Consider the following 25,985-nt stretch of genomic DNA (forward strand, 5'->3'; position numbering starts at 1 on the left):
AGACTCCCGGGGCTATAGGGTTATGCCGCCAGGATGCGTGCTGCCGCTTCCTGCTGGGTGCGGGCGAGCGCCGCCTCCTGCTCGGTCTGGCAGTCTACGCACACGCCTTGGTAAAGCACGTCTGCGCTGAAGAGCACCATGCCGTGAAAATCACTGGGGGTCAGGCAGGGTGCGGAGCCGACCGCGCAGTCCACGTCTTCGACCTTGCCGCAGCGTACGCAGAAGGCGTGGTGGTGGTTGTCGCCCGTGCGGGTTTCGTAGAGGGCGGGGGTTCCCGGCGGCTCAAACTTACGCAGCAGGTCGATGTCGGTCAGGTCGGCAAGAATCACGTAGACCGACTGAACCGTAATGGCGGGGATGCGCTCGCGGACTGCCTGCACGATGGTGTCGGCGGTGGAGTGCGGGTGTTCCTGCACTGCGTGGAGTACGGCGAGGCGTTGCTTGGTGACGCGGCGGCCCCTGGCGCGCAGCCCGGTGGTCCATGCTTCTTCGAGCTGTTCAGGGCTCATTGCGGAGAGCATGGGCAGGCCGGTGGTGTGGGCGCAGCCGGTATTGTAATGGTCTGGGCTTTGAGCCTTCTTCGTGTCGGAGGTTGTCTTTGCGTCGGTCATAAGTTTAAGTCTACACATTATTATGAGAAATTCATCATTATCTTATGAAAAACTCATAATAAGCCGGCAGGGCGTCCCTTTCATCCACTCTGTGGCGCCCCTCCTCACCCCGGCCTCGGGTGTGAAGAGATGCCGTACAATCAAAGAACCTAGAGTAACCCGTACCGGCGATCACCATCAAGGAGGATAGGGTCATGGTGTACGACTTCACAAACCCCATCTACATTCTGCTGATGATTCTGCTCTTCGGTGTGCCCATCGTGACCCCGGTGATTTACGGCCAGTACCGCAGTACTACCACCGGTTTTGATCTGGAGGGTCAGCTGATGCTCGGCCTGCTCTTCATCCTTTTTCTGGGCGCGTACGGCACGATTCTGCTGCTCGGTATTTTCCCGACTGCTACGGCGCAGGTGCTGGAGCAGGTGCCCCTGGTGAATATTCCGGGCGCTATTCCCTAATCCCTTTTGAGCTTTCGGCGTATGGGTGACGCTCTGGGTGAATCCGCGCTCCAGAAGGTGCGCCCGCGGGTGCTTGCACGTATTCTATAGAGTCAAGTACACGCTGTACGCACTGACCTAATTGTTCAGGAGGATACCCATGCACAGCCATAACAACGGACTGAAAACTGCCCTGTTGATGGGCTCCATGGTGGGCATGATGCTGCTCATCGGTGGCCTGCTTTCGGCGACTTTCCGCACCTCCATTTTCATCTGGGCTATGGGCCTGTTTAGCTTGGGTTCGGTTGCGTACACCTACTGGAACTCCGATAAGCTTGCTCTGCGTTCCATGAATGCTTACCCGGTCAGCCGCGAAGAGGTTCCGGTGCTTTACGACATTGTGGAGGAGCTGTCCTCCCGCGCGGGTCAGCCCATGCCCGCCCTTTATGTGGCACCGACCATGACCCCGAATGCGTTTGCAACCGGTCGTAACCCGCAGAATGCAGCCGTGTGCTGTACTGAGGGTATTTTGCAGTTGCTGGATGAGCGCGAGATGCGCGGCGTGCTCGGCCACGAACTGATGCACGTGTACAACCGCGATATCCTCACCTCTTCGGTGGCGGCGGGTATCGCCTCCATTATCGGTACGATTGCGCAGATTCTTTCGTTTGGCGCGATGTTCGGTGGTTCCAGCCGCGACGGTGAACGCTCGAACCCTCTCGCCATGTTTGTGATTGCGCTGCTGGCGCCCATTGCTACGCAGGTTATTCAGATGGCTATTAGCCGCACCCGCGAATTTGATGCCGACGAAGACGGTGCACGTCTGACCGGTGACCCGCTGGCTCTGGCTTCGGCGCTGAACAAGCTGGAGAGTGGTGTGTCCATGTATCCGATGGACCCGAACAACCGCAACACGGAGGCGGCGAGCGCCATGATGATTGCGAACCCCTTCGGCTCGCTGAAGAACATGCTCTCTACTCACCCGCCGATGGACCAGCGTATTGCGCGTCTGCAGCAGCAGGCTCGTGAGATGGGGCAGTACTAAGTCTTTTCTTCGCTGAATCATCCGGGAGCAAAAGCGATGCTGTATGAATATGACCCGGCGTGACGATTGTGACCCGCGATGACGGGTCGGCAGGCAAAAAATCCTCGGGGTGGCTACTGTGGAAGTAGCCACCCCGAGGATTTTGCATTTCGGCTTCTATCCGCTTCCCTCACCCATCACTGGGTGGGGGGTGCATGAGCTTAGCGGTAGTTGACGAACTGCAGGTCAACTTCAAGGTCAGCGGACTTGAGCATTGCAATGACTTCCTGCAGGTCATCGCGGGACTTGGAGGAGACGCGCAGCTCATCACCCTGGATGTTTGCCTTCACGCCCTTGGGGCCCTCTTCGCGGATCATCTTGGAGATCTTCTTCGCCTGATCCTGCGCGATGCCTTCCTTGATGGAGCATTCGATGCGGGTTTCCTTGCCGGATGCGTAGGGCTTGCCGGAGTCCAGGGACTTTAGGGAGATGCCGCGCTTGACCAGCTTGGACTGGAAAACGTCGAGCACTGCCAGGGCGCGCTCTTCGGCGTTTGCCTTGATGAGAATCTTGTCGCCGGAGTAGTCGATTTCTGCACCTACGCCGCGGAAGTCGTAACGCTGGGAGATTTCCTTCTGTGCCTGGTGCAGTGCGTTGGAAACTTCCTGCTTGTCCACCTTGGACACAATGTCGAATGACGATTCGCTAGCCATGGGCTTTCCTTTCGTGAATGAGGTGCTACAGGCACCGGTTAGTACTAGCCTACCGGGTTGGGGGCTCTTGTTCACAGCTAACTATCAGAAATACGAGCCTGTTTTACAGGCGTTACTAACCTTAAAAGAGGACAATAGAAATATGACCACTCCTAACCTGTCCACGACGGACCTGCGCACGAGCGAGGAAGCTCGCGACCTGCAAACCCTCCTTTTCATCGACCTGCATACCTCTCTGGGTGCTGAGCCCGAGGGTATTCCTGAGGCGGAGCGTCTCAACGAATCTGACCACCACGAGATTCATCTTGATTTGCATGAGGAAGATGCTGAGCCTTCTCCCTTTGACGGTATCGGTATCACTCTGACGGAACCTTCGCTGGTGGCGCGTTTCCGTGGCGTTCGCCGTGACCTGGAGCGTGAGATTGCTGGCGACATGTGCACCGTGGAGCAGGCGCGCCGCTATCTGGAGCACCTGGAGATTGTGCTTCTGCTTGAGCAGGATGGCGATACTCCGTCCCGCTCCTTCTAAAGCTACTGTAGGCATCGGCTTTATTTACGGCTTTATTCATGAGGGCTTTATTCAATTAGGATGAGGGCGCGGGCGCTGCGATAGATATGCGCGATAGATATGGATGCGCGGTGAGCGTGCACCGACGCTCTGATGTGACGAAAAGACGATAAATATAACCAGATATATAACCTTCGTCACAAAACCCTGTGTGAAGTGTACAAGTCCCTAAAACTGCTGTAGAGTAGTCTCTGTTCGCGTGAGCGAGCAACTAGCACCTAGCTAGGCGGCAGGTTACCCGAGCGGCCAAAGGGGGCTGACTGTAAATCAGCTGGCACTGCCTACGGGGGTTCGAATCCCTCACCTGCCACAAATAGCCCGGTTACGAAAGTAACCGGGCTTTTGTGTATCTAAAACCAATTTCATGACAGCCTCAGCGGCGGCGAGGCACAGCCTGCTGAGCTTCTCGGCAGAACTCTTGCTGGACTTTCGGCAGCCGGTGGTGCGCCTCTGCGACTCTGATACGGGAGCCTCCACGATACGCCCGCGGGTCGGCTGAAACAGCCGCGAAAAGTATTTACTATGACGGCAATTTGTCATATCTTTCACAATGTTTGAATCCCAGGGCGAACAATTAGCGATTGGGGTCTTGAGGGTGTAGCTTTATCTCATGGCTACTATTGAAATTACTCAGCAGAACCTGACTGCTACCGTCGAGAGCAATGACATCGTCTTCCTGGACTTCTGGGCAGATTGGTGCGGTCCCTGCAAGCAGTTCTCCCCCGTCTACGAGGCGGCTTCGGAGAAGCACAGCGACATCGTTTTCGGCAAGGTTGACACCGAGGACCAGGGCCAGCTCGCTCAGGCAGCAGGCATCACCTCCATCCCCACCATCATGGGCTTCCGTGGCGGTATCCTGGTTTACCAGCAGGCTGGCGCACTGCGCGAAGACCAGCTGGAGACCGTGATCGGTTCGATCCGCGAGCTCGACATGGACAAGGTCCGTGCAGAAATCGCAGCAGCAGAAGGCTCTGCAGAGAAGAAGTAAGCTCACCACCACAAAAAGAGCTTGAACGGGGCGCACCCGCCGGTACAACCGGCTGGGGCGCCCCGTCCCCTTTTAACCTCGTTAGGGTGCAGTCGCGTTAGCGGTCGCGGTGGTCCTCAATGGTCATGCGCGCCCCGAAGCGCTGCTTCGAAAAGCCTGAAGCGTGCATGAGCCGCACCAGGCGCTGTCGATGGGGGCTGTAGGGTGCCAGCAGAGCGAGCATTCCCGCATCATCGGTGCGCTGACCGGTGAATAGCTCACCGACTGCGTGCGCCAGATGGTAGTCGCCTACGCTGATGGCGTCAGGGTGCCCGCATACCCGTTGCAGAGCCTCGGAAATACTCCACGGGCCCACGCCGCGCACAGTGTGCAGGCTCCGCGCCAGAAGCGCCACGTCGCCTTCTGCCGTAATGTTTTTCAGAGACTCGGCGGAACGAGCGTAAGCGTACACGGTATCGTAGCGGTTTTTATCAACGCCCGCCCGATGCCAATCCCAGGTTGGAATCGTCGCCAGGGTCCGGGCGCTCGGGTAGACGCGCATGCCTTCGGGCTGGTGACCCAACCCGGTCGAAGGGGCGGGGGAGCCGTACTTGCGCAGAACCCAGCCCAGGGTTCTGAACGCTTCAGTCTGGGTGATGCGCTGCTCCACAACGGCGTTGAGCATCTGCCGGTCCAACTGCCCCGAGGCGCTGAGGCGGAGCCCCGGATTCTGCCGCCACGCCTGCTGAATACGCGGCGGAAGAGCCTCAAAAGATGACAGCGCGCCAAACTGCTCTGCAGGGTCGTGCAAACCCAGCCAGTACGTCATTTCCTGCGCCAACGCCTGAAGACCGGCTCGCGCCTGCATCTGCTGATCTGCGGCACTATAAGAAACCCAGATGCGAATACGCACCGGGCGCATCAGCACACGAAACAGGGAAGGGATAGACTCGGGAAGCTCGGCTGGCTGCGCCAAACGTTCGGCGTACAGCACGGCCGGGAACTCGTGAAACGGTGTGCGAGCCGTCACCCAGATTCGCTCGGCACCATCCGCGCGGCTCAGCGCACGATACGAAAGATCCTGAGCACCGCGGCGCAACGAACCCAAAGTCTGCGCCAACTGCACCGGAACATGCGGCTCAATTACAACCTCGCACGCCTCGGGAGCCAGGGCACCGGGAAGAGGCGAAGCGGCGGAGGAGAGAGTACGAACCTGAACGCGCGGCTGGCTAAGAATGGTAGGCTCCTGAAGAACATCCGTAAACGCCGGCGCATAGGGCACACCAGCTGCCGCCAAAGGATGCCGGATGCGCCGTGCACCCGCTGCCGGGAGGCTACCGGAGGCCGTACCGCCGGGGTTTGAGGAAGGAATCGTACTCACTCCACCAGTCTATTCCCTCATCGACCACGCCCCACCAATCTACGCCCCCCAGCTAAAGCACCAGAAATACTCGGCAGGGCAGGCACACCGCTAATGCGATACCCTAAAAGGTAGAGCGAGAACGAACGCAAACTCCGCCACCGGCACAACACAGGCTATGCGTTCCGCCCGTTCACAAGGGCGCCCACGCCCGGACACGCACCCCGGACATACACCCCGAGAGAAGGACGCCTATGGCACCGGAAGCACATGACGCACCCTCGACAACTAACGCACCTGAAACGACGAGCGGCACCGCTACAGGCGCGCGCCGCCAGCGTACCCAGAAAAAGCCGCGTCAGTCCTTCACCGAGCGCGTCAAGAGCATCCGCCCCCTTGAACTTCTACCCGGTCTGCTGCTTGCCGCCGCCGTCATGGCGCTGTACACCTACTACTCGCTTCAGCAGATGAAGCACTGGGTGACCCCCTCCTGGGACCTGGCGATTTTTACTCAGATGGCGCAGGCGTACTCGCACTTCTCCGTGCCCATCGTGCCGATTAAGGGGCCCGACTTTAACCTCTGGGGTGACCATTTCCACCCGATTCTGGTGCTTCTGGGACCCATCTACGCGCTGTTCCCCTCGCCGACCACGCTACTGGTCGTGCAGAACGCCCTGGTCGCCTTCGCAAGCTTTGCCATTGTGCGCTTCACTCAGCGTGCCTTCGCACTTGCTCAGAAGACTGAGGACGCGCAGAAGAACGAACCTGCGCAGAATGCTCAGTCCGCAAAACTTCAGAGCGTCATCCCGGCCATCACCGGTCTGCTACTCGGCGCCGGATTCGCCCTCAGCTTCGGAGTTCAGCAGGCTATCGCCGCCCAATTCCACGAAGTAGCCTTCGCCGTGCCGCTGCTCGCCATGAGCCTCGGCTACCTGGTGCTCGCCTCGCGAGTGAGTGGCACCGAACGTGCCCGCTACCTCGCCTATGCCTGCTGGTGGTCCCTGCCCATCGCCTTCGTCAAAGAAGATATGGGTATTACTGTCGCAGCCATCGGCCTCATCATCTTTATCCGCACCGGCTGGTTGAGCACCGCTGTTGACATTCTGATGCCGCGCCTCTCCGCTGGTACCCCGGCTCCCATGCGCACCCGCATGCAGCAGCTCTACTCCTCGTGGGCACGCACCCCCGCCGTCGCAGAATCCACCATGGTCATGATGTGGGGCGTATTCTGGTCCGCCGTCGCCATCTACGTGATCCTGCCCTACTTCAATAGCGGCGGAAACTTCGATTACGCCGACAAGGTGAACTTCTCCGCAGCCCTGGGCGACCCCTTCGGCTCAGCGCTGCAGATGCTCAGCAACAACACCAAGCTGGCAACCCTCGGCCTGCTGCTCATTACCGGCGCAATCCTCTGGGTCATTTCTCCGCTCGCGGCAATTGCCCTGCCGACCCTCGCCTGGCGTCTGCTCTCCACCATGGAATCCTACTGGGCAAGCACCTGGCACTACTCGCTCGTGCTCATGCCCGTCGTCTTCCTCGCCTTGCTGGATGCGGTCGTGCGTGTACGCTACGGCGTGGTTCCCGCCGCAATTCCGATACGCTCGGCTGCGCGAGTAGCCGATAGAGCCTCCGTGCAGGAAGCTGATGCAGCGGCTGAGCCTGGCCGCCTCAGCGCCATGGCACGCCGCATGCCCGTATGGGCTCTACCCGCCGCGGCGCTCTTCCTTGCCGCGTCCCCGATTTTTGTGCCCGGCTCCCAGCAGCCCCTCGCCTCCCTGGGCAATGCGCAGTTCACCGCCTCCGCGCTGACCACCACTGACCAGATGAAGCAGGACGCCGTGCAGAAGGTACCCGAAGGGGTGACGGTCGCCTCTGACCTGTCGATTCTGACTCAGCTGATTCCCGGCCGCACCGTCTACTGGATTGGTCACACCGGTGAGCCCGCACCCGACTACGTGGTCATCGACCGCAGGAGCAACTCCTGGGGCGGCAACCCGCCGACCAACGCCGCACAGTACGCGGCCGACCGCTACGGCCATTCCTACGCTAAGTACGCGACCGTTGGCACGATTGATATTGTGCGCCGCGTAGACTAGCACCTCGGTTCAGCGGCTCAATGAGCGCCCACCCCGCAAACGCTGGGGTGGGCGCTCGCATTTAAGAGATGAGGTTTTAAGCACCTTTTTATAGCTCAAGTGGGGACCCTGCTGTACACTGGATAGAACACGGGAACCCCCGATGAAGGTCTTGTGCGCACCCGGCACCCAAGGTGGTGCTGGAATTGTAGGTGCGCCGTACTCACCATCACCGATTGATACGCCCCATAAACTTGCGGTTTACACCGTACACGCGGGCTTCTCTTAACGATCTCTGGTCCAGCGTCTTTGCTGCGTCTGCTGTAACAGACACACCACCGCCGTGTAAGCGGGAAGGCGAACCACCAGGAATACGTGACATTGCATGTGAGCATTACCCACCCTGTACACCCCTGATTCATAGGGACTACTGTGCGCCGAGCGCAGAGTACAAACAGGCGTTTGGATAATGTGCCGAGAAATTCAAGACCACCCCCAGCAAAAGCCGCTACCCGCAGCATCCGCAGAACACCTCTGCAGAATGCGCCGGTAACGGAGGACCCCTGGACGTTCTACTCCCCAGGGGATGATGTGTGGCTGGGCCGTGAAGGGGACACCCGGTAAGCGCCGAAAAGCGTGCGCTTCCACCCCTACCGTATAGAGGAAAAATTGACTGAGAATACTGCTACCCCGGCCGAACTGAACGCCGAGGCAGAGACCGTTGTGACCACCGAGAACATCACCGAGAACACCGTTGAGAGCCCTGCTGTAGAAGCAGAAGAAACCACCGCAGAAGCTACTGCAGAAACCCCTGCAGAAGAAACCGCCGAAGAAACCACCGAGAAGGCTGAAGAAGAAGGCGTACGCTTCACCGACCTGGGCCTGGACGCCCGCGTCCTGGCAGCCCTGGAAGAGGTCGGTTACGAGAAGCCGTCCCCCATTCAGGAACAGACCATCCCCCTGCTGCTGGAAGGCCACGACGTGGTCGGTCTGGCACAGACCGGTACCGGTAAGACCGCAGCATTCGCGCTGCCGGCACTGTCCCGCATGGCTGAACTCGCCGACATTAACGGCATCTCCCGCGACACCCAGGTTCTGGTCCTGGCACCCACCCGCGAGCTGGCTCTGCAGGTTGCAGAAGCCTTCTCTTCCTACGCAACCCACATGGAGGACTTCACCGTCCTGCCCATCTACGGTGGCTCCCCCTACGGCCCGCAGCTGGCTGGTCTGCGCCGCGGTGCGCAGGTCGTCGTCGGTACCCCCGGCCGCGTGATTGACCACCTGGAGAAGGGCTCCCTGGACCTGTCCAACCTGCAGTACCTGGTACTCGATGAGGCAGACGAAATGCTGCGCATGGGTTTCGCCGAAGACGTGGAAAAGATCCTCGAAGGCACTCCCGACAGCAAGCAGGTTGCGCTCTTCTCTGCAACCATGCCCAACTCGATCCGCAAGATCGCTCAGCAGTACCTGAACGACCCCACCGAGATTCGCGTCAAGGCTAAGACCACCACCAGCGCAAACATCTCCCAGCGCTACATGCAGGTCATGCACTCCCACAAGCTGGATGCAATGACCCGCGTGCTCGAGGTCGAAAACTACGACGGCATCATCGTCTTCGTGCGCACCAAGAAGGAAACCGAGGAAGTTGCCGACAAGCTGAAGGCGCGCGGTTTCGCGGCAGCAGCGATTAACGGTGACATCCCCCAGCAGCTGCGTGAGCGTACCGTTGACGCCCTGCGTGACGGCCGCATCGACATCCTCGTGGCAACCGACGTGGCGGCACGCGGTCTGGACGTTGAGCGCATCTCCCTGGTCGTCAACTACGACATCCCCCACGACACCGAGTCCTACGTGCACCGCATCGGCCGTACCGGCCGTGCAGGTCGTGAAGGTGCCGCAATCCTCTTCGTCACCCCGCGTGAGAAGTACATGCTGCGTCAGATTGAGAAGGCAACCCGCCAGAAGGTCGAGCCGATGCACATGCCCACCGCAGAGGCAGTGAACGAGACCCGTAAGCAGCGCTTCGCACAGCAGATTACCGAGACCATCGAGTCTGAGGACCTGAGCTTCTTCCGCGAGATTATCGAGGACTACGAGAACGAGCACGACACCACCGCTGAGGACATCGCAGCCGCACTGGCTGTTATTGCCCAGCAGGGTCGCCCGTTCTTCCTGGATGAGGAAGAGGACATCGCGCGCAACTCCCGCCCCTTCTCCGACGACGATTCGGACCGCGGCGGCCGCAAGGCTAAGCGCGCGCACAACGACGAGGGCATGGTCAACTACAAGCTGAACGTTGGCCGTTCCTCCCGCGTGACCGCAGGTGCTATCGTGGGTGCCCTGGCTAACGAGGGTGGCATTAAGGGCTCCCAGATTGGCTCCATCGACATTCGCCAGCACTTCACCATTGTTGGCCTGCCTGAGGACCTGCCCCGCGACTTCTTCGATCGCCTGCGCGACACCAAGATCGCTGGCGAGTTCATCAACATCCGCAAGGACAACGGTCCCAAGGGCGGCGGTGGTGGCCGCAGCTTCGGTGGTGGCCGTCGTGAAGGTGGCTACCGTGGCAACCGTGACGGTGGCCGCGACTTTGGCGGTCGTGATAACCGCCGTGAGGGTGGCTACCGCGGTAACCGTGAGGGTGGCCGTGATTTCGGCGGTGACCGCGACTTCAAGCGTGGCGGCCGCGATTTCGGTGGCAAGCGCAATGACCGTGACTTCGGCGGTCGCGACTTCGGTGGCCGTGATAACCGCCGTGAGGGTGGCTACCGTGGCAACCGTGACGGCGGCCGCGACTTCGGCGGCCGCGACTTCGGTGGCCGTGATAACCGTCGTGATGGCGGCTACCGCGGTAACCGTGACGGCGGCCGCGACTTCGGCGGCCGCGGCAAGCGCTACTAAGATTTCAGCTAAGCCTGGATTAGCGGTATGAGGGGCTTGCTGAGGCTATCGGCTAGCAGCCTTGTCATCCGCAGATGATTCAAAGACCGGCAGGGGAGTGATGAGCTCTCCTGCCGGTCTTTATGTATTTGTGTGTTGATGTGTTTGCATCAGCTGTTGCGGTGGTGCCTGGTCAGTGCTGGAGCTCCTGGTCAAAGCTGGGCTCTCGTGCGGCAGTGTGGAGAACAAATAAGCATGAAATGTGGTGTATGCCATAGCTTCTCCGCTTGCGAGCATTCTTGAAGACCTGTATAGTTTTACCTGTTGCCCCGATAGCTCAGTGGTAGAGCGCCATCTTGGTAAGATGGAGGTCCCGGGATCGATTCCCGGTCGGGGCTCTCTCATTAATTCATGCGAGAGCACGTATTAATGATGTGGCGGTGTAGCTCAGCTGGTTAGAGCGCACGACTCATAATCGTGAGGTCGACGGATCGAGCCCGTCCACCGCTACGCCCCGATAGCTCAGTGGTAGAGCGCCATCTTGGTAAGATGGAGGTCCCGGGATCGATTCCCGGTCGGGGCTCAGATAAGCCTGTCTCTTCGGAGGCAGGCTTTTTTGTTTGTGCCAATTTTGTCTGCCTATTTTCTTTGTCTGAAGCCCGGTCTGTAGGTGCTCAATAGGTACTCAGCCCCGCGGCTCGATGCCGGGCATAGCGAAGCCCCCGAGAAAAATACTCGGGGGCTTCGTCTTTATGCTCTGATCAAAGCGTTAGGAGGCGCGGCGCACCACCGGCAGCTGGGACAGCAGCTCGTAGGAGCGCAGGCGGTCCTCATGTTCCCACGCCTCGGTCATAACGATGAGCTCATCAGCGCCCGTGCGCGCCACCAGGTCCTCAATACGGGCCTGTGCGGTGGTGGGGGAGCCCACAATTGCCTCGGCGGTCATGCGTTCAATGTGCATCTTCTCTGCGTCGGTCCAGACGGCGTCCATATCTTCCACGGGAGGTGCGAAAGACAGATTGCCGCGCACTACGCCCAGGAAATGCTGCTGCTGGCTCGTGTACAGGTAGCGTGCCCGCTCGTCGGTATCGGCGAGCATTGCGGTTGCACCCACCATGACGTAGGGCTGTTCCAGGTGCTCCGAGGGCTTGAAGTTTGCGCGGTAGGTGTCTACCGCCTCCTGCAGCATTGCGGGCGCAAAATGCGAAGCGAACGCGTAGGGCAGGCCCAGCTGCGCGGCAAGCTGCGCACCGAACAGGGAAGAACCCAGAATGTACAGGGGCACCTTCGAGCCCTGGCCGGGAATGGCGTGCACGCGGTGCATGGGGGAGGGCTCGCCCAGGAAGCGCTGTAGCTGCTGCACCTCGGCGGGGAAGCTCATGGCGGCAGAATCGTCGCGGCGCAGAGCGGCGGCGGTCATCGGGTCGGTGCCGGGCGCACGGCCCACACCCAGGTCAATGCGGCCGGGGTGGAATGCGTTAAGGGTACCGAACTGCTCCGCCACCACGTAGGGTGCGTGGTTGGGGAGCATAATGCCGCCCGAGCCCACGCGAATACGCTCGGTTGCGGCGGCAATCTCCGCCATGACCACGACGGTCGCCGAGGACAGCAGGGAGCCTGCATTGTGGTGCTCGGCAACCCAGAAACGCTCGTAGCCGTAGGACTCCGCCGCGCGTGCGGCATCGATGGTGTTGAGCATGGTCTGGTGCTGGCTCTGGTCGGGGCGGTGCGGCATCAGGTCAAGCACCGAAATTTTTACGTTGGAAGACATAACTTTTCCTTCTGAAATAGATTGCGGGTACCCGTCCAGCCTACGCCTGCTTGGGCTGGATGGGTAGGGGCCTTCGCTAGCAGGTAAAAATGCGACGAAATACTGCACGCCTGCACGCTGGTTGCCTGCACGCCGGTTACCTGTACAGTGGTCTGTCCACTCTGTGCGTTTGAGCTGAACACTGTGCACAAGAACGGTAGACTGAAATCATGAGCATTAACCCTGAGATTGTGGGCAGGGTCTACCCGTCCGAGAACACCTACATTGTCGGTCGTGAGAAGATCCGCGAATTTGCCCGAGCAGTTCACGCAGAAAACCCCCTCCACCACGACGTTGAGGCAGCCCGCGCGGCAGGGTACGCAGATGTGATTGCCCCGCCGACCTTCGCCATTATCCTGGCGCAGGCAGCTGACGCGGCACTCATCAACGACGATTCCGCCGGTATTGATTTCTCCCGCGTGGTGCACGCCGACCAGCGCTTCACCCATCACCGCCCCATTGTTGCCGGTGATGAGCTGCGCACCGAAGTTCACGTGGACTCCGTGCGCGTGATGGGTGCCGGCGCAATGCTGACTACCCGTGAAGAAATCGTTGATGCGCAGGGCGAGCCGGTCACCACCTGCATTTCTTCCCTGCTGGTTCGTGCTGAGGAGGAAAACTAATGGTGCGTTTTGAAGATCTTGAAAAGGGCCAGGACATCGGTTCGCGTACCGTGGAGCTCTCCCGTGCGTCGCTGGTGCGTTATGCCGGCGCATCCGGTGACTTCAACCCGATTCACTGGAACGAGCGTTTTGCTCAGTCGGTGGGTCTGTCCGGCGTGATCGCTCACGGTATGCTGACCATGGGTACCGCCGTGCAGCTCGTGAGCGACTGGGTGGGCGACCCCGGCGCGATTGTGGACTACCAGACTCGCTTCACCAAGCCCGTTCCCGTGGCGGATGCACCCGGCGGCGAAAACCCCGACACCCCCACGAACGCCCTGACCATCAGCGGTAAGGTGGGCGCCCTGAACGAGGAGGAGCGCACCGCCCGCATTGACCTGACTGTCACGGCTCGTGATGAGGAAGGCAAGGAGCAGAAGGTTCTGATGAAGAGCCAGGCTGTGGTTCGTCTCTCGGCATAGAGTTTCTGCGCATGCAGATAGTTGCGTGAAAGCAACCATGTGAAAGCCCTGGCGCTACCCGATGCGGTGGTGCCGGGGCTTTTGTATGCTCACTGCTTTTGTGTGCTTATCGGCGGGGTGGTGGCGTTTTTCTGAGGCAAGTGCGCCGGAAAATGAAGGCAAAATCACCATAAGGTTTTCGTGACTTTAACGCGTGGCGGGTGTTGACCCCGCACAACGACCGGTATTCTTAACCTATGACTGAAAAGCTGTTGAGCGAACTGACCACCGCCCAGGTAGGCGGCCCCGCTAAGACCTACGTCCGCGCCACCTCCGAAGCAGAAATTATCGAAGCAGTCTCCGCTGCAGACGCCGCAGGCGAACCCGTCCTCATCGTGGGTGGCGGCTCCAACCTGCTGGTTTCCGACGAAGGATTCAACGGAACCGTCGTGCACATCGCCTCCGAAGGCGTAGAGGTTCTGCCTATCCCCGCATGCGGCGGCGCGAACGTGCGCGTGCAGGCGGGCACCATCTGGGACGACTTCGTGAAGCTCAGCATCGAGAATGAATGGGTTGGCCCCGCGGCTCTCTCCGGCATTCCCGGCACCGTGGGTGCAACCCCCGTGCAGAACGTCGGCGCATACGGCGTTGAGGTGGGCGAGTTCATCGCCTCCGTACGCACCTGGGACCGCGAAAAGAACACGCAGAAGACCTTCGCGAGCGCAGACCTGCGCTTCGGCTACCGCGACTCGGTGCTCAAGCGCGCAACCGTCAACGGCTCGCCCCGCTACGTGGTGCTGACCGTTGATTTCCAGTTCACCTTGGGCAGCCTGTCCTCCCCGATTCGTTACGCCGAGCTGGCGAAGAGCCTGGGCGTTGAGCCCGGTCAGCGCGCCGAATCCGCCCTGGTACGCGAAAAGGTGCTGGAGCTACGTGGCTCCAAGGGCATGGTGCTCAACCCCGAGGATCGTGACACCTTCTCCACCGGTTCCTTCTTCACCAACCCGATCGTTCCGCGCTCGGCCCTGGATTCCCTGCCCGAGGGCGCCCCGAACTTCCCGGTGGTCGTGAAGACTTCCCCGTTCACCGCGGGTGTTGAGGATCCCGATCATGTGAAGCTCTCGGCTGCTTGGCTGATTCAGCACGCCGGTTTCGAGAAGGGCTTCGGCCTGGAGGGTGAGTCTCGCGAGATCGCTCAGGGTCGTGCAAGCCTGTCGACCAAACACACCCTGGCGATTACGAACCGCGGCGGCGCATCCGCTGAGGATATTTTCGCTATTGCCCGCGCTGTGCGCGACGGCGTGCATGAACGTTTTGGCGTGACCCTGGTTCCTGAGCCTGTCGTGGTTAACGGCGAAATCTAAACGCTTAACTTCTCGCCTCTCGTAGCGCGAGGACGCATAGAATAAACGCTTCGGGCGGTCTCTTCATTGGAGGCCGCCCGAAGCGTTGTATTGACTCACTGAGCTAGTGGCGAGGTGAGGAGATACGCACCTGCCCCGGCAGGTAGGGCCTGCGTTTGGGCGCTGTGCGCGTTGTCGCCAGGGGAGCGGCGGGCAGGTGCTCCATCAACACCTGGACCGCAAGAGGAAGCTTCTGCGGCGGGCTGGGGGCGTGGAAAATCGGCTTATGGCGCGTGGGTCGGTACGGGTAGTATTCCGCATCCTCGCCGTGCGACCAGACAAGGTTGCCGAACTCGCCGGGAACAGGGGAGAGCACGTTGGCGTAGTAGGCGCGCGTCTGCAGGTCGGCACGCTCGGAGGCGCCGGTAGTAGTGCCGGTGGATACGCCGCTGGGTACGCGGTCCTGCTCGATGATGAGGGCGCGGACCATGCCGCCTACGGTGCTGATCGCGTTTACGTGTAGGGCGAGCAGATCCCCGTCCTTGTGGTCGACCTGTACCTGCCCGTCCGCGAGGATTTGGGTGCCCATTGTGATGCTGCTGGCGATTCCTTCGCAGAGGGCGCGGATGAGCGCCATGCGTGCAGGGTAGAGGTCTGCGATATCCCAGCCGATGAGGGCGGGCGCGGCGGAATTGCCGGCGTAGTCCTCGCAGGATTCGTAGGCTGCGACGTCCACGTAGCCGCGGGCGATGGGCTCGCGGTCGTAGGGGCGGCCGTCGCGCTGCTCCCAGAAGCTGAGGGCGGTTGCAGTGAAGACAGCCTGGCCGTCGCGTACGGCGACGCTGAGCGTAAAGTCCTGCGGGTAGCTGTTTTTGGTGCGCGGGCGCAGGGTGATTGCGCGGGTGTATTCGTTGAATTCCTCGGGCCAGTCCAGGTAGTAGCTCATTTTTGCCCCATCGCTACGGTGCACGGTGAGTTCGCCCGGCAGCAGCATGGCTTCGGGCACGCCGCCGGCACGTTCGGTGGCGTAGTGTTCGCTCACGGGCCAGGGGCTGAACTCTGTGCGGTAGGGGCTGGAGAGGAAGGAATCGAGCATAGAACGTATCCTCTCATAGTTTGAGGTTGTGGCGCATGGATAGGGGGCTTAAATGACAAATGAGCTGTCCCTTCTGGTTGCTCGGAAAGAGTGTTCAGGAGGGACAGCCCATCATGTAGGCTGGGCGGCTCGTTAGAGGGACTCGCCGCGGCGTTCAGGCAGCAGGAACACGGTGGTTGCCGCTACCAGGAACGCGGTGGAGAAGAGCGTAAAGAGCAGCGGGGTTCCACCAAATGCGACCAGCGGCGGCACAATGAGCGGCGCCGCGATGGAGGCGATACGGCCGATACCGGCGGCGGCACCGGTGCCGGTTCCGCGCAGGTGGGTCGGGAAGATCTCCGGGCTCAGGGCGTAGAGGGCGCCCCACGCGCCGAGGTTGAAGAAGGAGAGCATGCAACCGGCGAGGATAATGAATACCTCGGAGTGCGCCATGCCGTAGCCAGCAGCCGCCAGTGCGGAGCCGAGCAGGAAGGTCGCCAGGGTTGCGCGTCGGCCCCACTTTTCGATGAGATAGGCGGCGACCGCGTAGCCGGGCAGCTGGGCGAGGGTCATGATGAGGGTGAATGCGAAGGACTTCACGAGGCTGAAGCCCTGGGCGTTCAGCAGTGCCGGAATCCAGATGAACGCGCCGTAGTAGGAGAGGTTGATGCAGAACCAGATGACGCACAGGGCGATGGTCTTGCGGCGCTGACCGGCAGCCCAGATGGAGTGGATTTTCGCGGATTCTGCGTTGTCGGCACTTTCTGCGGCACCGTGTGCGGAAGCGTCTTCGGTCTGCTTCTTACCGGTTCGGGAGAAAAGCGCGGGGGAGGCCTCGAAACGTTCGACCACCTGGCGTGCCTGATCGTGCTTGCCGACCGACTCCAGGAAGCGCACGGACTCGGGGGTTCCTATACGGATCACGAGAGAGTAGATGGCGGGAATCAGACCGATGGCAAGCGCCCAACGCCAGCCGTTCGCCTGCGGAACGATGAAGGTACCGATGAGAGCGGCGAGAATCCAGCCCAGAGCCCAGAAAGCCTCCAGGGCGACCACGACGCGGCCGCGGATAGCGCGAGGCGAGAACTCAGAAATCAGGGTGGATGCCACGGGAAGTTCCGCGCCCAGACCCAGACCGACCAGGAAACGGAAGACGAGCAGCACACCCAGGGAGGTTGCCAGGGCGGAAGCGCCGGTCGCCAGACCGTAAATCAGCAGGGTGAGTGCGAAGATGTAGCGGCGGCCGAGCTTATCGGCGAGTAGGCCGCCGAAGGTTGCGCCGAGCGCCATGCCGGCGAATCCGATGGATCCGAGCCAGGAGGCTTCGGTGGGGCTCAGATGCCATTCCTTGATGAGGGCCGCCATGACGAAGGAGATGAGGCCAACGTCCATGGCGTCCAGCGCCCAGCCGAGACCCGAGATACCCAGGAGCTTGCCGTGGGCGAGGGTGAAGGGCAGGTTTTCGAGGCGTTCGTTGAGGGTTGGTGCGGCGTTGCGTTCAGCAGCGGGTGCAGAGGTACCAGCGGGTGCAACAGCGTTGGTGCGGGATGAGTCCGTTGATACGGGACGAGGGGAGGACACGGTAGTGGGTCGCTTCCTTAGTGTTTAGGCGTAGTGCCGGGCGAATTGTTCCCTTACAGTGTATAAAGGTACTTTCGACTTGAACACTATCGAAACGAAAAAATTTTGAAGATGACGGAAAAATCTCAACATGAAGAAATCTTTCACAGCCGCCGCCCAGCGGTAGGTGCTATTCTCTAACCACCGCCGCCCGGTGAAACTCACCTACGGCACGTTTGGAAGGACCACCCCTGAAAACCATTGAAGATGAAGTCAAAGAAAGCGAGACCAGCCGCTTTCACCGCTGGCTCGAAGCCCGCAAGGAGCGCATGCACGCGCATCCGGTCATGCGTCATCTCTACAAGCCCCTCGTCATCGGCGTGGGCGCCTTCTGCTTTATCGCCGGACTGATTATGCTCGTCACCCCCGGCCCCGGCTGGCTGTTCATCTTCATAGGCCTGGGCATTTGGGGTACCGAATTCACCTGGGCACGCCGCGCCAATATTTTCATGAAGCACGTGGTGCTCACCGCCTGGTACCGCTACCGCGCCTGGCGACAGCAGCGCAAGGAACGCAAAGCCGCACGCAAGGCAGAACGCAAAGCCGCCGCCGCAAACCAGCGCTAAACCAGCTCGCGCTAAGCCCACACGCGCTATACGCAGGCACAAAAAGCCCTCGCCCCCATCCGAAAAGAATGGTAGCGAGGGCTTTCTTATAGCTTGTCAGTGAGCCTTAGAGCTTGCCAACAGCAATCTGCAGCATGCGGCGAATCGGCTCAGCAGCACCCCAGAGCAGCTGGTCACCCACAGTGAACGCGCTAATGTACTCGGGGCCCATCGCGAGCTTACGCACGCGACCAACCGGAATTTCCAGAGAACCGGAAGCAGCCACGGGGGTCAGCTGCTCCATGGAAGCCTCACGCTCGTTCGGCACGAAGCGAACCCAGGGGTTGTCCTCAGCGATGATGCGCTCAATCTCCTCGAGCGGCAGGTCCTTCTTGAGCTTGATGGTTAGCGCCTGAGAGTGCGAGCGCATCGCAGCGATGCGGACGCACAGACCATCCATGGTAATCTTCTCGTCCTCGGAGCGGCCCAGGATCTTGTTGGTCTCAACCTCAGCCTTCCACTCTTCGCGGGACTGGCCGTTACCCAGATCCGAGTCGATCCAGGGAATCAGGGAGCCGGCGAGCGGCACACCGAACTGGGAGGAATCCAGCTCACCGGAGCGCTGCTTAGCAAGAATCTTGCGGTCAATGTCCAGAATTGCGGATGCGGGGTCGTTCAGCTCCTCGGAGACCTCGTTGCCCAGGTCGCGGAACTGTGCGAGCACCTCGCGCATGTGGCGGGCACCGCCGCCGGACGCTGCCTGGTAGGTCATGGAGGTAGCCCACTCGACCAGGTCGTTCTTGAAGAGGCCGCCCAGGCCCATCAGCAGGCAGGAGACGGTGCAGTTACCGCCGACGAAGTCCTTCACGCCAGATGCCAGGCCGCGGTCGATGACGTCGCGGTTAATGGGGTCCAGCACGATGATGGAGTCATCGTTCATGCGCAGGGTGGAAGCGGCATCAATCCACAGGCCGTCCCAGCCTGCTGCACGCAGCTTCGGGTGCACAGCCTCGGTGTAGCCACCGCCCTGAGCGGTCACAATAATCGAGTGCTTACGCAGCTCGTCAATGTCGTATGCGTCCTTCAGTTCGGACGGTTCAATTACGCCGTCGAAGGTGGGCGCAGCGCCACCAACATTAGAGGTAGTGAAGAAGACGGGGGTAATGCCCTCGAAGTCGCCTTCCTCAACCATGCGCTTCATGAGGACGGAGCCCACCATACCGCGCCAGCCAACAAAACCTACAGAGTCACCGGGATTAAAGTTCATGGTTCCCAGTGTACTCTCAGGCTGGCGGGTGCGGACTAACACCGTACAAAAAATTTGATATTCGGAACGGAATACCGTGTGAAGAGGCGGGGCTTATTACCGGGGCACCGGGAGGCGCATTAAACACTCAAGCCCGCGGTACTCCGGGTGGAGCAGCCGCAGGCTTGAAATGCATGTCTATATCAACGAGTGAACGAGGGAAGCTTGAACTAGATACGTTCGAGCCGCTGGAACGAGAAGTACATGGGGTTCTTCGTGCCCGACTCATCGAGCAGGTAGCCCTTCTCGCTATTCTCCCAAGCACTTTCGGAGGTGACTCGCCAGCACCCGTTCGGTGAGCTGCCCTCGCAACTGCCCGCAGAATTTGCAAGCTGCAGTTCGGGCGCTCGCGTATCGCCGGTAATCTCGTTGCCTTCCTGGCAGTAGAAGAGGGTCCGCTCCACCGTCTCCACCCGACCGAAGGTGGGCAGGTCGGTGCGGGAGAGCGCCTCCGCGTAGACGGAGCCGCCACCAATAATCCAAGCATCAACCGCGGCGGTATCTGCGGGGGTAGCTTCGACCGGCGCGCCCGCAGCGTCACGAGCCGCGTACAGCGCCGCATCCAGCGAAGGAACCCACAGGGCACCATCGCGTTCTTCCGCCTCGGTAACCGAACGGCTAATCACAATATTGGTGCGACCCGGCAGGGGACGAAAACGCGGCGGGAACGACTCCCAGGTGCGGCGACCCATAATCACCGGAGCGCCCAGCGTCACCTTCTTGAAGTGCGCCAAATCCTCCGGCGCGTACCAGGGCATATCCCCGTTACGACCAATGATGCCGACATCAGTTTGAGCCCAAATAGCGCCCAGACGAAACATCATTCCTCCTCGTTACCTGCAGTTAGACCGCAATCGGGGCGGCAATACCGGGGTGGTGCTTGTAATCCACCAGCTCAAAGTCTTCATACTCGTAATCGAAAATAGAAGGCTTCTTCGTCTTAATGACCAGCTTCGGGTACGGGTACGGCTCACGCGGCGGGTAGGGGTTACCCTCCGGGTCGGTGCCGTAACCCAGCTGCTTCTTCACCTGCTCCAGGTGGTTCGAGTAGATGTGGCAGTCGCCGCCGGTCCACACGAACTCGCCCGGCTCCATGCCTACCTCCTGCGCAATCAGGTAGGTCAGCAGCGCGTACGAGGCGATGTTGAAGGGCACGCCCAGGAACATGTCCGCGCTACGCTGGTACAGCTGGCAGGACAGCTCCTTCACACCGTCCGGGCGCTCGTGCACGTAGAACTGGAAGAGTGCGTGGCAGGGCGGAAGCGCCATGTTGTCCACCTCGGCAGGGTTCCACGCCGAAACAATATGGCGGCGCGAGCTCGGGTTATTCTTCAACGAATCAATAACCTTCGCAATCTGGTCAATCGTGCCACCATCGGGGGTCGGCCACGAACGCCACTGCACGCCGTACACCGGGCCCAAATCGCCGTTCTCATCAGCCCACTCATCCCAAATGGTCACGCCGCGCTCCTGCAACCAACGCACATTCGAGGAACCGCGCAAGAACCACAGCAGCTCAATGGCAATAGACTTGAAGTGCACGCGCTTGGTGGTAATCAGCGGGAACGACTCACGCAGGTCAAAACGCATCTGACGGCCAAACACGCCGAAAGTGCCGGTGCCGGTACGGTCGGAACGCTGCGCATCCGCCGCGATGGCGTCCTTGTTCTCCTCGAGGATTTCGCGCAGAAGATCTTCATAGGGAGTGGGGATTGCGTGAGTCATAAGAAAAACCTTGAATCCTGTCAGTAGACGTGAGAGACGGTCACAAATCAACCGCCCCTCTATTGTAAAACCCCCGAATGGGCGCGGGTAGAGCAAACGCGCTGAGTATAAAGCCCAGCGCGCTCGCCGTTAGAAGATCAAAGTATATGGATGCTAGTCCAGAGCCGCGCGTACTCGCTCCACCGAGACAATACGCGGGTTATCGCCCTCGGTCACCTGCAGAACCAGGGCGTCGCCGGGCTCCAGGTACGGGTCCTCAGTCGGAAGAACCTCCGCGGAACCCTCAAACAGGTAATCACGCAGAACATCCATCACCTGGGGCAGCACCGGGCGGTGAGTGCACAGCAACGAGGAAGAATCCTTATCGAACAGTGACGCCACGGTGCGGGCAGTACGTGCCGGGTGACGCTGAGCGCCAGCCTCCGACAGGGACTTCTTCTCCTTCACAGACACACCGTAATCCACCGAGTACGGGGTCACGGTCTGAACGCAACGCAGCCACGGGGAAGAAATAATACGGCTCGGAGCCCACGCCGCAAAGAGACGGCTAGAAGCCAGCGCCTGACGCTTGCCGGTAGCCGCAAGCGGGCGGTCATCCTCAGCGGCAGCCCAGTTCGAACGCGGCTTCGCCTTCGCGTGGCGGGCAATGAGAATCGGGCGGGTACGCAACGCATCCGCCTCAGCCAGAGCCTCCAGGGACTCCAGGGGTGCCAGGTCGTCCTCGTTGGTCAGCAGGGCGCGAGCAACCTCGGTGGATACCCAGCGCAGCTCATCCACTTCACCCTCATCCGCCAGGGCACGGGCGCCCTCGGGAAGCTCAGCAGACCAGTAGAAAACATCCTTCGGACGGCCACCCACCGGATAGGAAGTCACCGCCAGGGGCACACCCAGAACAACCTGCAGACTGACCTCTTCGCGAATCTCACGGATAGCGGTCTCAGCCAGGGACTCGCCCGGATCCTGCTTGCCCTTAGGCCAGGACCAGTCGTCATAGCGGGGGCGGTGAATGATCAGGACCTCAAGCGCACCATCGCGCATGCGCCAAATCAGTGCGCCAGAAGCAACAATATCCGCAGTGTTCGCGGGGGCTCGGTCAATGCTGTTGACCGCGTCAAAACGTCGTGCCGAGTAGTAGATGGAGGGGGAATCCAGCGGTGCCATATCTCTCTCTGAACCTCTTCGCTAGGCTTGCGCACAATGCCAGAGGGCACCATGCTCCGCGTCTAATTGTAGGTGAGAGAGCGGTCAAGTTGTAATCTCAACGTAACCTGTTGTTCACTTTTGCGCTAAGTGCACTAGTCCACCGCACGTTTTTGCACGACACGCGGAAAACCCCGCCTGCCCCACGCTATAAAGCGTGAGAACAGACGGGGTTCACAACCAGAAATCACTGGCAGATCAGAGGAAAGTCCTTAGACCTTATCCACCACGTTCTTACGGGAACGCGAGCTCAGGTAGTACGACTGCACGTCCTGCAGCGGGTTGCCCTGATCGTCGGTGTCGTGGCGGGTCCAGTTGCCCTCAGAATCCAGGTGCCAGGTACGCGAAGAATCACTCATGTAGATGGTGAACATGTCACGCAGGTACTTCACATGGCGCGGATCCTTCACCGGTACTAGAGCCTCAATGCGGCGGTCCAGGTTGCGGTGCATCATATCGGCAGAACCAATGTAAACAATCGAATCGCCACCATTCTCAAACGCAAACACACGCGAATGCTCCAAGAAACGGCCCAGCACCGAACGGACGCGAATATTCTCGCTCAGACCCTTAACACCCGGGCGCAGAGCGCAAATACCGCGAACCACCACATCCACCGGCACACCAGCCTGCGAAGCGCGGTACAGCGAATCGATGACGGCCTCATCCACCATGGAGTTGCACTTAATCTGAATCTTCGCCGGACGACCAGCCTTGTGGTTCTCAATCTCCTGGTCAATGCACTCAATCAGGCCGCTACGCAGAGTACGCGGCGCTACCAGCAACGACTGGTAGTTGGTCTTCGGCGCGTAACCGGACAGCTGGTTGAACAGGCGGGAGACATCCTCACAAATCTGCTCATCGCAGGTGATGATGCCCAAATCCTCGTAGAAACGAGCCGTCGACGGGTGGTAGTTACCGGTACCAATATGAGCGTAACGGCGCAGGTGGTTACCCTCACGGCGCACCACCAGCGACAGCTTGCAGTGAGTCTTCAGACCCACGATGCCGTACACCACGTGCACGCCGGCGCGCTCCAGCTTACGAGCCCACGAGATGTTGGCTTCCTCATCAAAGCGAGCCTTAATCTCCACCAGCGCCACAACCTGCTTGCCAGCCTCAGCCGCCTCAATCAGCGCATCCACAATGGGGGAGTCACCACTGGTGCGGTACAGGGTCTGCTTAATCGCCTGAACACGCGGGTCAGCGGCAGCCTGCGCCAAGAACGCCTGCACACTGGTCGCAAACGAATCGTACGGGTGGTGCAGCAGTACGTCGTGGTCGCGGGCGGCAGCGAACACATCCGCAGCCTTCGCGGTCTCGGTGGCGTTGAGCCAACGGGAAGTGTGCGCAATGTGCTTGGGGTAGTGCAGCGCCGGACGGTTCGCACGAATAATCGCACTCATACCGCGCAAATCCAGCGGGGCCGGCAGACGGTACACCTCAGACTCGTTGATGTTCAGCTCAGAAATCAGCAGATCCAGGATGGTCGGGTTGATGGTGTCCTCAACCTCCAGACGGACCGGAGGACCGAAACGACGGCGCAGAAGCTCCTTCTCCAGAGCCTTCAGCAGGTTCTCTGCGTCGTCCTCTTCCACCTCAAGATCCTCGTTACGGGTCACGCGGAAGACATGGTGCTCCACAACATCCATGCCCGGGAAGAGGGTGTCCAGGTGCTCAGCAATGATGTCTTCGAGCGCAATGTAGCGGCTCTCGCGGCCCGCAGTGTTGGCGGCGCGGGAACCATCCACAGAGACCATACGGTCCAGCTGATCGGGCACCTTCACACGAGCGAACAGCTCCTTGCCGGTCTGCGGGTTACGCACCAGCACCGCAAGGTTCAGCGACAGACCCGAAATGTACGGGAAGGGGTGCGCCGGGTCAACAGCCAGAGGGGTCAGAATCGGGAAGATATCCTGCATGAACTCCTGGCGCAGACGCTGCTTAGCGTCCGCATCCAGGTCGTTCCAACCCACAATGCGGATGTTCTGCTCCTCCAGAGCCGGAAGAACCTGGTTGTGGAACACATCAGCGTGGCGAGTCTGCAACTGGTGCGCGCGCTCAGCAATCTCTTCCATCTGCTCCTCGGGGCTCAGACCTGCTGCCGAAGGCACCGCCAGACCGGTCGCAATGCGGCGCTTCAGACCCGCCACGCGCACCATGAAGAACTCATCCAGGTTAGACGCCACAATCGACAGGAAGTTCAGACGCTCCAGCAGGAACAGGTTCGGGTCCTCCGCCAGCTCCAGCACGCGGGTGTTGAAGTCCAGCCAGCTGCTCTCACGGTCGAAGAAACGCTCCGGGCCGAACTCCTCTTCCAGACTGAAGTAGGAGCGCTTCTCGCCCTTCTCAATACGGTCGCCGCGAGACTCGGCACGCTCAATCTTCGAAATATCGTGGCCGATATGAATGACACCGGTCATGGGTGCCGGCTCAGACGGCTTAGGCTTAGGCGCCTTATTCAGGCCATTGGGGGCGGGTACCATACTGTACTTGCCTTTCTGATCGGGGATAAGTCGTGAAGAAGCACGCCAACTGTGGCGCACCAAAAACTAGGCGGCAGGCGCGTCCTGCTGGGCGGGGGCGTACATGCGGTCAACCGTCGCCACACCGAAACCCAACGAAGTGTAGAGGGAATATGCGGTGGTGTTATCGGCGTCCACGTACAGGTCGATGGCGCGCAGCGGCTCGCCGTTCTCGTCCTCAGCGCATGCCAGGTATGCCAGCGCGCGCAGGGTGAGGGTTCGGCCCAGGCCGCCTCCCTGAGCCTGCGGGTTCACACCCACCACATAGATCTCGCCGGAGGGGGACAGCTCGCCCTGCTCCTGACCGGTCGGAATCTTCGTCCAGGTGAATGCCGCAATGGCGGAGTCATCATCCACCTCGGAGGCGATGAAGAAACCCTCGGGACGGAACCAGGGGGAGCCGGTGCGCTCGCGCAAATCGGCAAGGGTGAGCTTGCCCTGCTCCGGGTGGTGCGCAAACGCTGCGGCATTCACGCGCAGCCAGGGGAACTCGTCCGCGCCGGTGAAGGTGCGCATCCGCAGGTTCTCCGGCAGAGTGCGCGCGTCGGAGCGTTCCACGAGCTCTTCGCGGGTCTGAGCGTCCAAAGGCAGAACCATCTTGTACAGCACGCGCACCGGCTCGAAGCCGTGCAGGGTAGCGAACGCGTGGGCGGGGCTTTCAATGCCGGTGTCGGTAGCGCTGCCGTGAACCCAGAGTCGGTATCGTACAGCGTCTTCACCCAGCTGTCGGACGGCGTGGTCGAAGAATGCGCTGCCGGCGCCTCGTCCGCGGTATTCGGGGGCGACGGCTGCCTCAATTACGCCGGTGTCTTCGTCGTTTGCCGGGGTGAGCGCCACAAAGACGGCGGCGAGGGTGCCGTCGTCCTCGGCGACAAAGAAACGCGGAGGGGTGAGGGTGCTTTCGCGCAATGCCTTGCTCAGCTCAACGCGGGTCTGCTCAGAGAACGCCGAGACGCCGTCATGGCGGGCAACCTTCTGTGCAAAGGAATCGAATCGTTCCAACAGCTCTTCGGTGAGCTGCGGTTCCGCGTAGACAAGGGAGCTTTCAGCGGGCAGGGTGGAGGGATTGGGTGTCTGACTGTGTACCATCATCGCCTTCTTTCGTAGCCTTCTGATTCAACTCTACCGGGGATAGTTG

The 25,985-nt window shown here is 60.5% G+C and carries 22 protein-coding genes and 4 tRNA genes; 14 read left to right on the forward strand and 12 right to left on the reverse strand.

The window, feature by feature from the left end; genetic code table 11:
- Positions 1-20: 20 nt before the first annotated feature.
- The gene (locus O3649_RS00525; protein WP_371572299.1) at positions 21-611 is read right to left on the reverse strand and encodes a Fur family transcriptional regulator; all 591 of its coding nucleotides are present in this window, start codon (positions 609-611) and stop codon (positions 21-23) included.
- Positions 612-805: 194 nt separating this feature from the next.
- Between O3649_RS00525 and O3649_RS00530 the strand changes: the two genes are divergently transcribed.
- Together O3649_RS00530 and htpX are read left to right on the forward strand one after the other, a co-directional pair.
- A complete protein-coding gene (locus tag O3649_RS00530; RefSeq protein WP_005504804.1) occupies positions 806-1,069 on the forward strand; it encodes a hypothetical protein in 264 nt (87 codons plus the stop codon).
- 139 nt (positions 1,070-1,208) lie between these two features.
- Complete coding sequence (gene htpX / locus O3649_RS00535) at positions 1,209-2,093, forward strand: zinc metalloprotease HtpX (protein ID WP_070615257.1); 885 nt, start codon at positions 1,209-1,211, stop codon at positions 2,091-2,093.
- A 200-nt stretch (positions 2,094-2,293) separates the two neighbouring features.
- Here htpX and O3649_RS00540 read toward each other — a convergent pair whose 3' ends face one another.
- Positions 2,294-2,785 carry a YajQ family cyclic di-GMP-binding protein gene (locus tag O3649_RS00540; protein WP_005508322.1) on the reverse strand — a complete coding sequence of 164 codons (492 nt, stop codon included), beginning with the start codon at positions 2,783-2,785 and terminating at the stop codon, positions 2,294-2,296.
- A 142-nt stretch (positions 2,786-2,927) separates the two neighbouring features.
- On the opposite strand from O3649_RS00540, the gene O3649_RS00545 reads away from it, so the two are divergent.
- The 3 genes from O3649_RS00545 to O3649_RS00555 all read left to right on the forward strand — a co-directional run bounded on the left by O3649_RS00545 (position 2,928) and on the right by O3649_RS00555 (position 4,341).
- Entirely contained in the window at positions 2,928-3,314 is a 387-nt protein-coding gene (locus O3649_RS00545) for a hypothetical protein (RefSeq protein ID WP_049347079.1), read from the forward strand.
- A 267-nt stretch (positions 3,315-3,581) separates the two neighbouring features.
- Positions 3,582-3,663: transfer RNA gene (locus O3649_RS00550), tRNA-Tyr, on the forward strand.
- Between the two features lie 300 nt (positions 3,664-3,963).
- Positions 3,964-4,341: a co-chaperone YbbN gene (locus tag O3649_RS00555; protein ID WP_005504813.1), complete on the forward strand. Its 378-nt coding sequence runs from the start codon at positions 3,964-3,966 to the stop codon at positions 4,339-4,341.
- 97 nt (positions 4,342-4,438) lie between these two features.
- Here the strand turns inward: O3649_RS00555 and O3649_RS00560 are convergent, their stop codons facing one another.
- Positions 4,439-5,701 (reverse strand): DNA-3-methyladenine glycosylase, encoded by a 1,263-nt coding sequence (locus tag O3649_RS00560; RefSeq protein WP_371572302.1) that lies wholly within the window; start codon positions 5,699-5,701, stop codon positions 4,439-4,441.
- 233 nt (positions 5,702-5,934) lie between these two features.
- Between O3649_RS00560 and O3649_RS00565 the strand changes: the two genes are divergently transcribed.
- The 5 genes from O3649_RS00565 (at position 5,935) to O3649_RS00585 (ending at position 11,218) form a co-directional block, all read left to right on the forward strand.
- On the forward strand, positions 5,935-7,776 hold the full coding sequence (locus tag O3649_RS00565) for a DUF2079 domain-containing protein (protein ID WP_371572304.1): 1,842 nt from the start codon (positions 5,935-5,937) through the stop codon (positions 7,774-7,776).
- Positions 7,777-8,424: 648 nt separating this feature from the next.
- Positions 8,425-10,656 carry a DEAD/DEAH box helicase gene (locus tag O3649_RS00570; protein WP_371572306.1) on the forward strand — a complete coding sequence of 744 codons (2,232 nt, stop codon included), beginning with the start codon at positions 8,425-8,427 and terminating at the stop codon, positions 10,654-10,656.
- 305 nt (positions 10,657-10,961) lie between these two features.
- Positions 10,962-11,033, forward strand: a tRNA-Thr gene (locus O3649_RS00575).
- A gap of 38 nt (positions 11,034-11,071) precedes the next feature.
- Positions 11,072-11,145, forward strand: a tRNA-Met gene (locus O3649_RS00580).
- 1 nt (position 11,146) lies between these two features.
- Positions 11,147-11,218 (forward strand) — tRNA-Thr (locus O3649_RS00585).
- Positions 11,219-11,404: 186 nt separating this feature from the next.
- Here the strand turns inward: O3649_RS00585 and O3649_RS00590 are convergent.
- Positions 11,405-12,406, reverse strand: a complete 1,002-nt coding sequence (locus O3649_RS00590; RefSeq protein ID WP_371572308.1) for an LLM class flavin-dependent oxidoreductase — start codon at positions 12,404-12,406, stop codon at positions 11,405-11,407.
- A 209-nt stretch (positions 12,407-12,615) separates the two neighbouring features.
- Between O3649_RS00590 and O3649_RS00595 the strand changes: the two genes are divergently transcribed.
- The 3 genes from O3649_RS00595 (at position 12,616) to O3649_RS00605 (ending at position 14,872) form a co-directional block, all read left to right on the forward strand.
- Positions 12,616-13,068, forward strand: coding sequence for a MaoC family dehydratase N-terminal domain-containing protein (locus tag O3649_RS00595; protein WP_371572310.1), 453 nt, complete (start codon positions 12,616-12,618; stop codon positions 13,066-13,068).
- Positions 13,068-13,529: a MaoC family dehydratase gene (locus tag O3649_RS00600; protein ID WP_005508334.1), complete on the forward strand. Its 462-nt coding sequence runs from the start codon at positions 13,068-13,070 to the stop codon at positions 13,527-13,529. The genes O3649_RS00595 and O3649_RS00600 overlap by 1 nt, the downstream gene beginning before the upstream one ends.
- A gap of 236 nt (positions 13,530-13,765) precedes the next feature.
- Positions 13,766-14,872: a UDP-N-acetylmuramate dehydrogenase gene (locus O3649_RS00605; protein WP_371572312.1), complete on the forward strand. Its 1,107-nt coding sequence runs from the start codon at positions 13,766-13,768 to the stop codon at positions 14,870-14,872.
- A gap of 103 nt (positions 14,873-14,975) precedes the next feature.
- Here O3649_RS00605 and O3649_RS00610 read toward each other — a convergent pair whose 3' ends face one another.
- Both O3649_RS00610 and O3649_RS00615 read right to left on the reverse strand, forming a co-directional pair.
- Positions 14,976-15,947 carry a histidine kinase gene (locus tag O3649_RS00610; RefSeq protein WP_371572314.1) on the reverse strand — a complete coding sequence of 324 codons (972 nt, stop codon included), beginning with the start codon at positions 15,945-15,947 and terminating at the stop codon, positions 14,976-14,978.
- Positions 15,948-16,079: 132 nt separating this feature from the next.
- Complete coding sequence (locus O3649_RS00615; RefSeq protein WP_314910698.1) at positions 16,080-17,507, reverse strand: MFS transporter; 1,428 nt, start codon at positions 17,505-17,507, stop codon at positions 16,080-16,082.
- A gap of 308 nt (positions 17,508-17,815) precedes the next feature.
- On the opposite strand from O3649_RS00615, the gene O3649_RS00620 reads away from it, so the two are divergent.
- Positions 17,816-18,112, forward strand: a complete 297-nt coding sequence (locus O3649_RS00620) for a PGPGW domain-containing protein (protein ID WP_005504836.1) — start codon at positions 17,816-17,818, stop codon at positions 18,110-18,112.
- 106 nt (positions 18,113-18,218) lie between these two features.
- Here the strand turns inward: O3649_RS00620 and asd are convergent, their stop codons facing one another.
- From asd to mshD, 6 genes are all read right to left on the reverse strand, one after another.
- Positions 18,219-19,358, reverse strand: coding sequence for an aspartate-semialdehyde dehydrogenase (gene asd / locus O3649_RS00625; protein WP_049327531.1), 1,140 nt, complete (start codon positions 19,356-19,358; stop codon positions 18,219-18,221).
- A 209-nt stretch (positions 19,359-19,567) separates the two neighbouring features.
- Positions 19,568-20,218 (reverse strand): dihydrofolate reductase, encoded by a 651-nt coding sequence (locus O3649_RS00630; RefSeq protein WP_303970041.1) that lies wholly within the window; start codon positions 20,216-20,218, stop codon positions 19,568-19,570.
- A gap of 22 nt (positions 20,219-20,240) precedes the next feature.
- Positions 20,241-21,122: a thymidylate synthase gene (locus tag O3649_RS00635; protein WP_070687264.1), complete on the reverse strand. Its 882-nt coding sequence runs from the start codon at positions 21,120-21,122 to the stop codon at positions 20,241-20,243.
- A gap of 153 nt (positions 21,123-21,275) precedes the next feature.
- On the reverse strand, positions 21,276-22,283 hold the full coding sequence (locus O3649_RS00640) for an NUDIX hydrolase (protein ID WP_070687265.1): 1,008 nt from the start codon (positions 22,281-22,283) through the stop codon (positions 21,276-21,278).
- 251 nt (positions 22,284-22,534) lie between these two features.
- Positions 22,535-24,808 (reverse strand): RNA degradosome polyphosphate kinase, encoded by a 2,274-nt coding sequence (locus O3649_RS00645; protein ID WP_083311364.1) that lies wholly within the window; start codon positions 24,806-24,808, stop codon positions 22,535-22,537.
- Positions 24,809-24,874: 66 nt separating this feature from the next.
- A complete protein-coding gene (gene mshD, locus O3649_RS00650; RefSeq protein WP_304269592.1) occupies positions 24,875-25,939 on the reverse strand; it encodes a mycothiol synthase in 1,065 nt (354 codons plus the stop codon).
- Positions 25,940-25,985: the final 46 nt, after the last annotated feature.

The sequence above is a fragment of the Rothia sp. 27098_8_29 genome (assembly GCF_041432785.1).
GTDB classification, from domain to species: Bacteria; Actinomycetota; Actinomycetes; order Actinomycetales; family Micrococcaceae; genus Rothia; species Rothia mucilaginosa.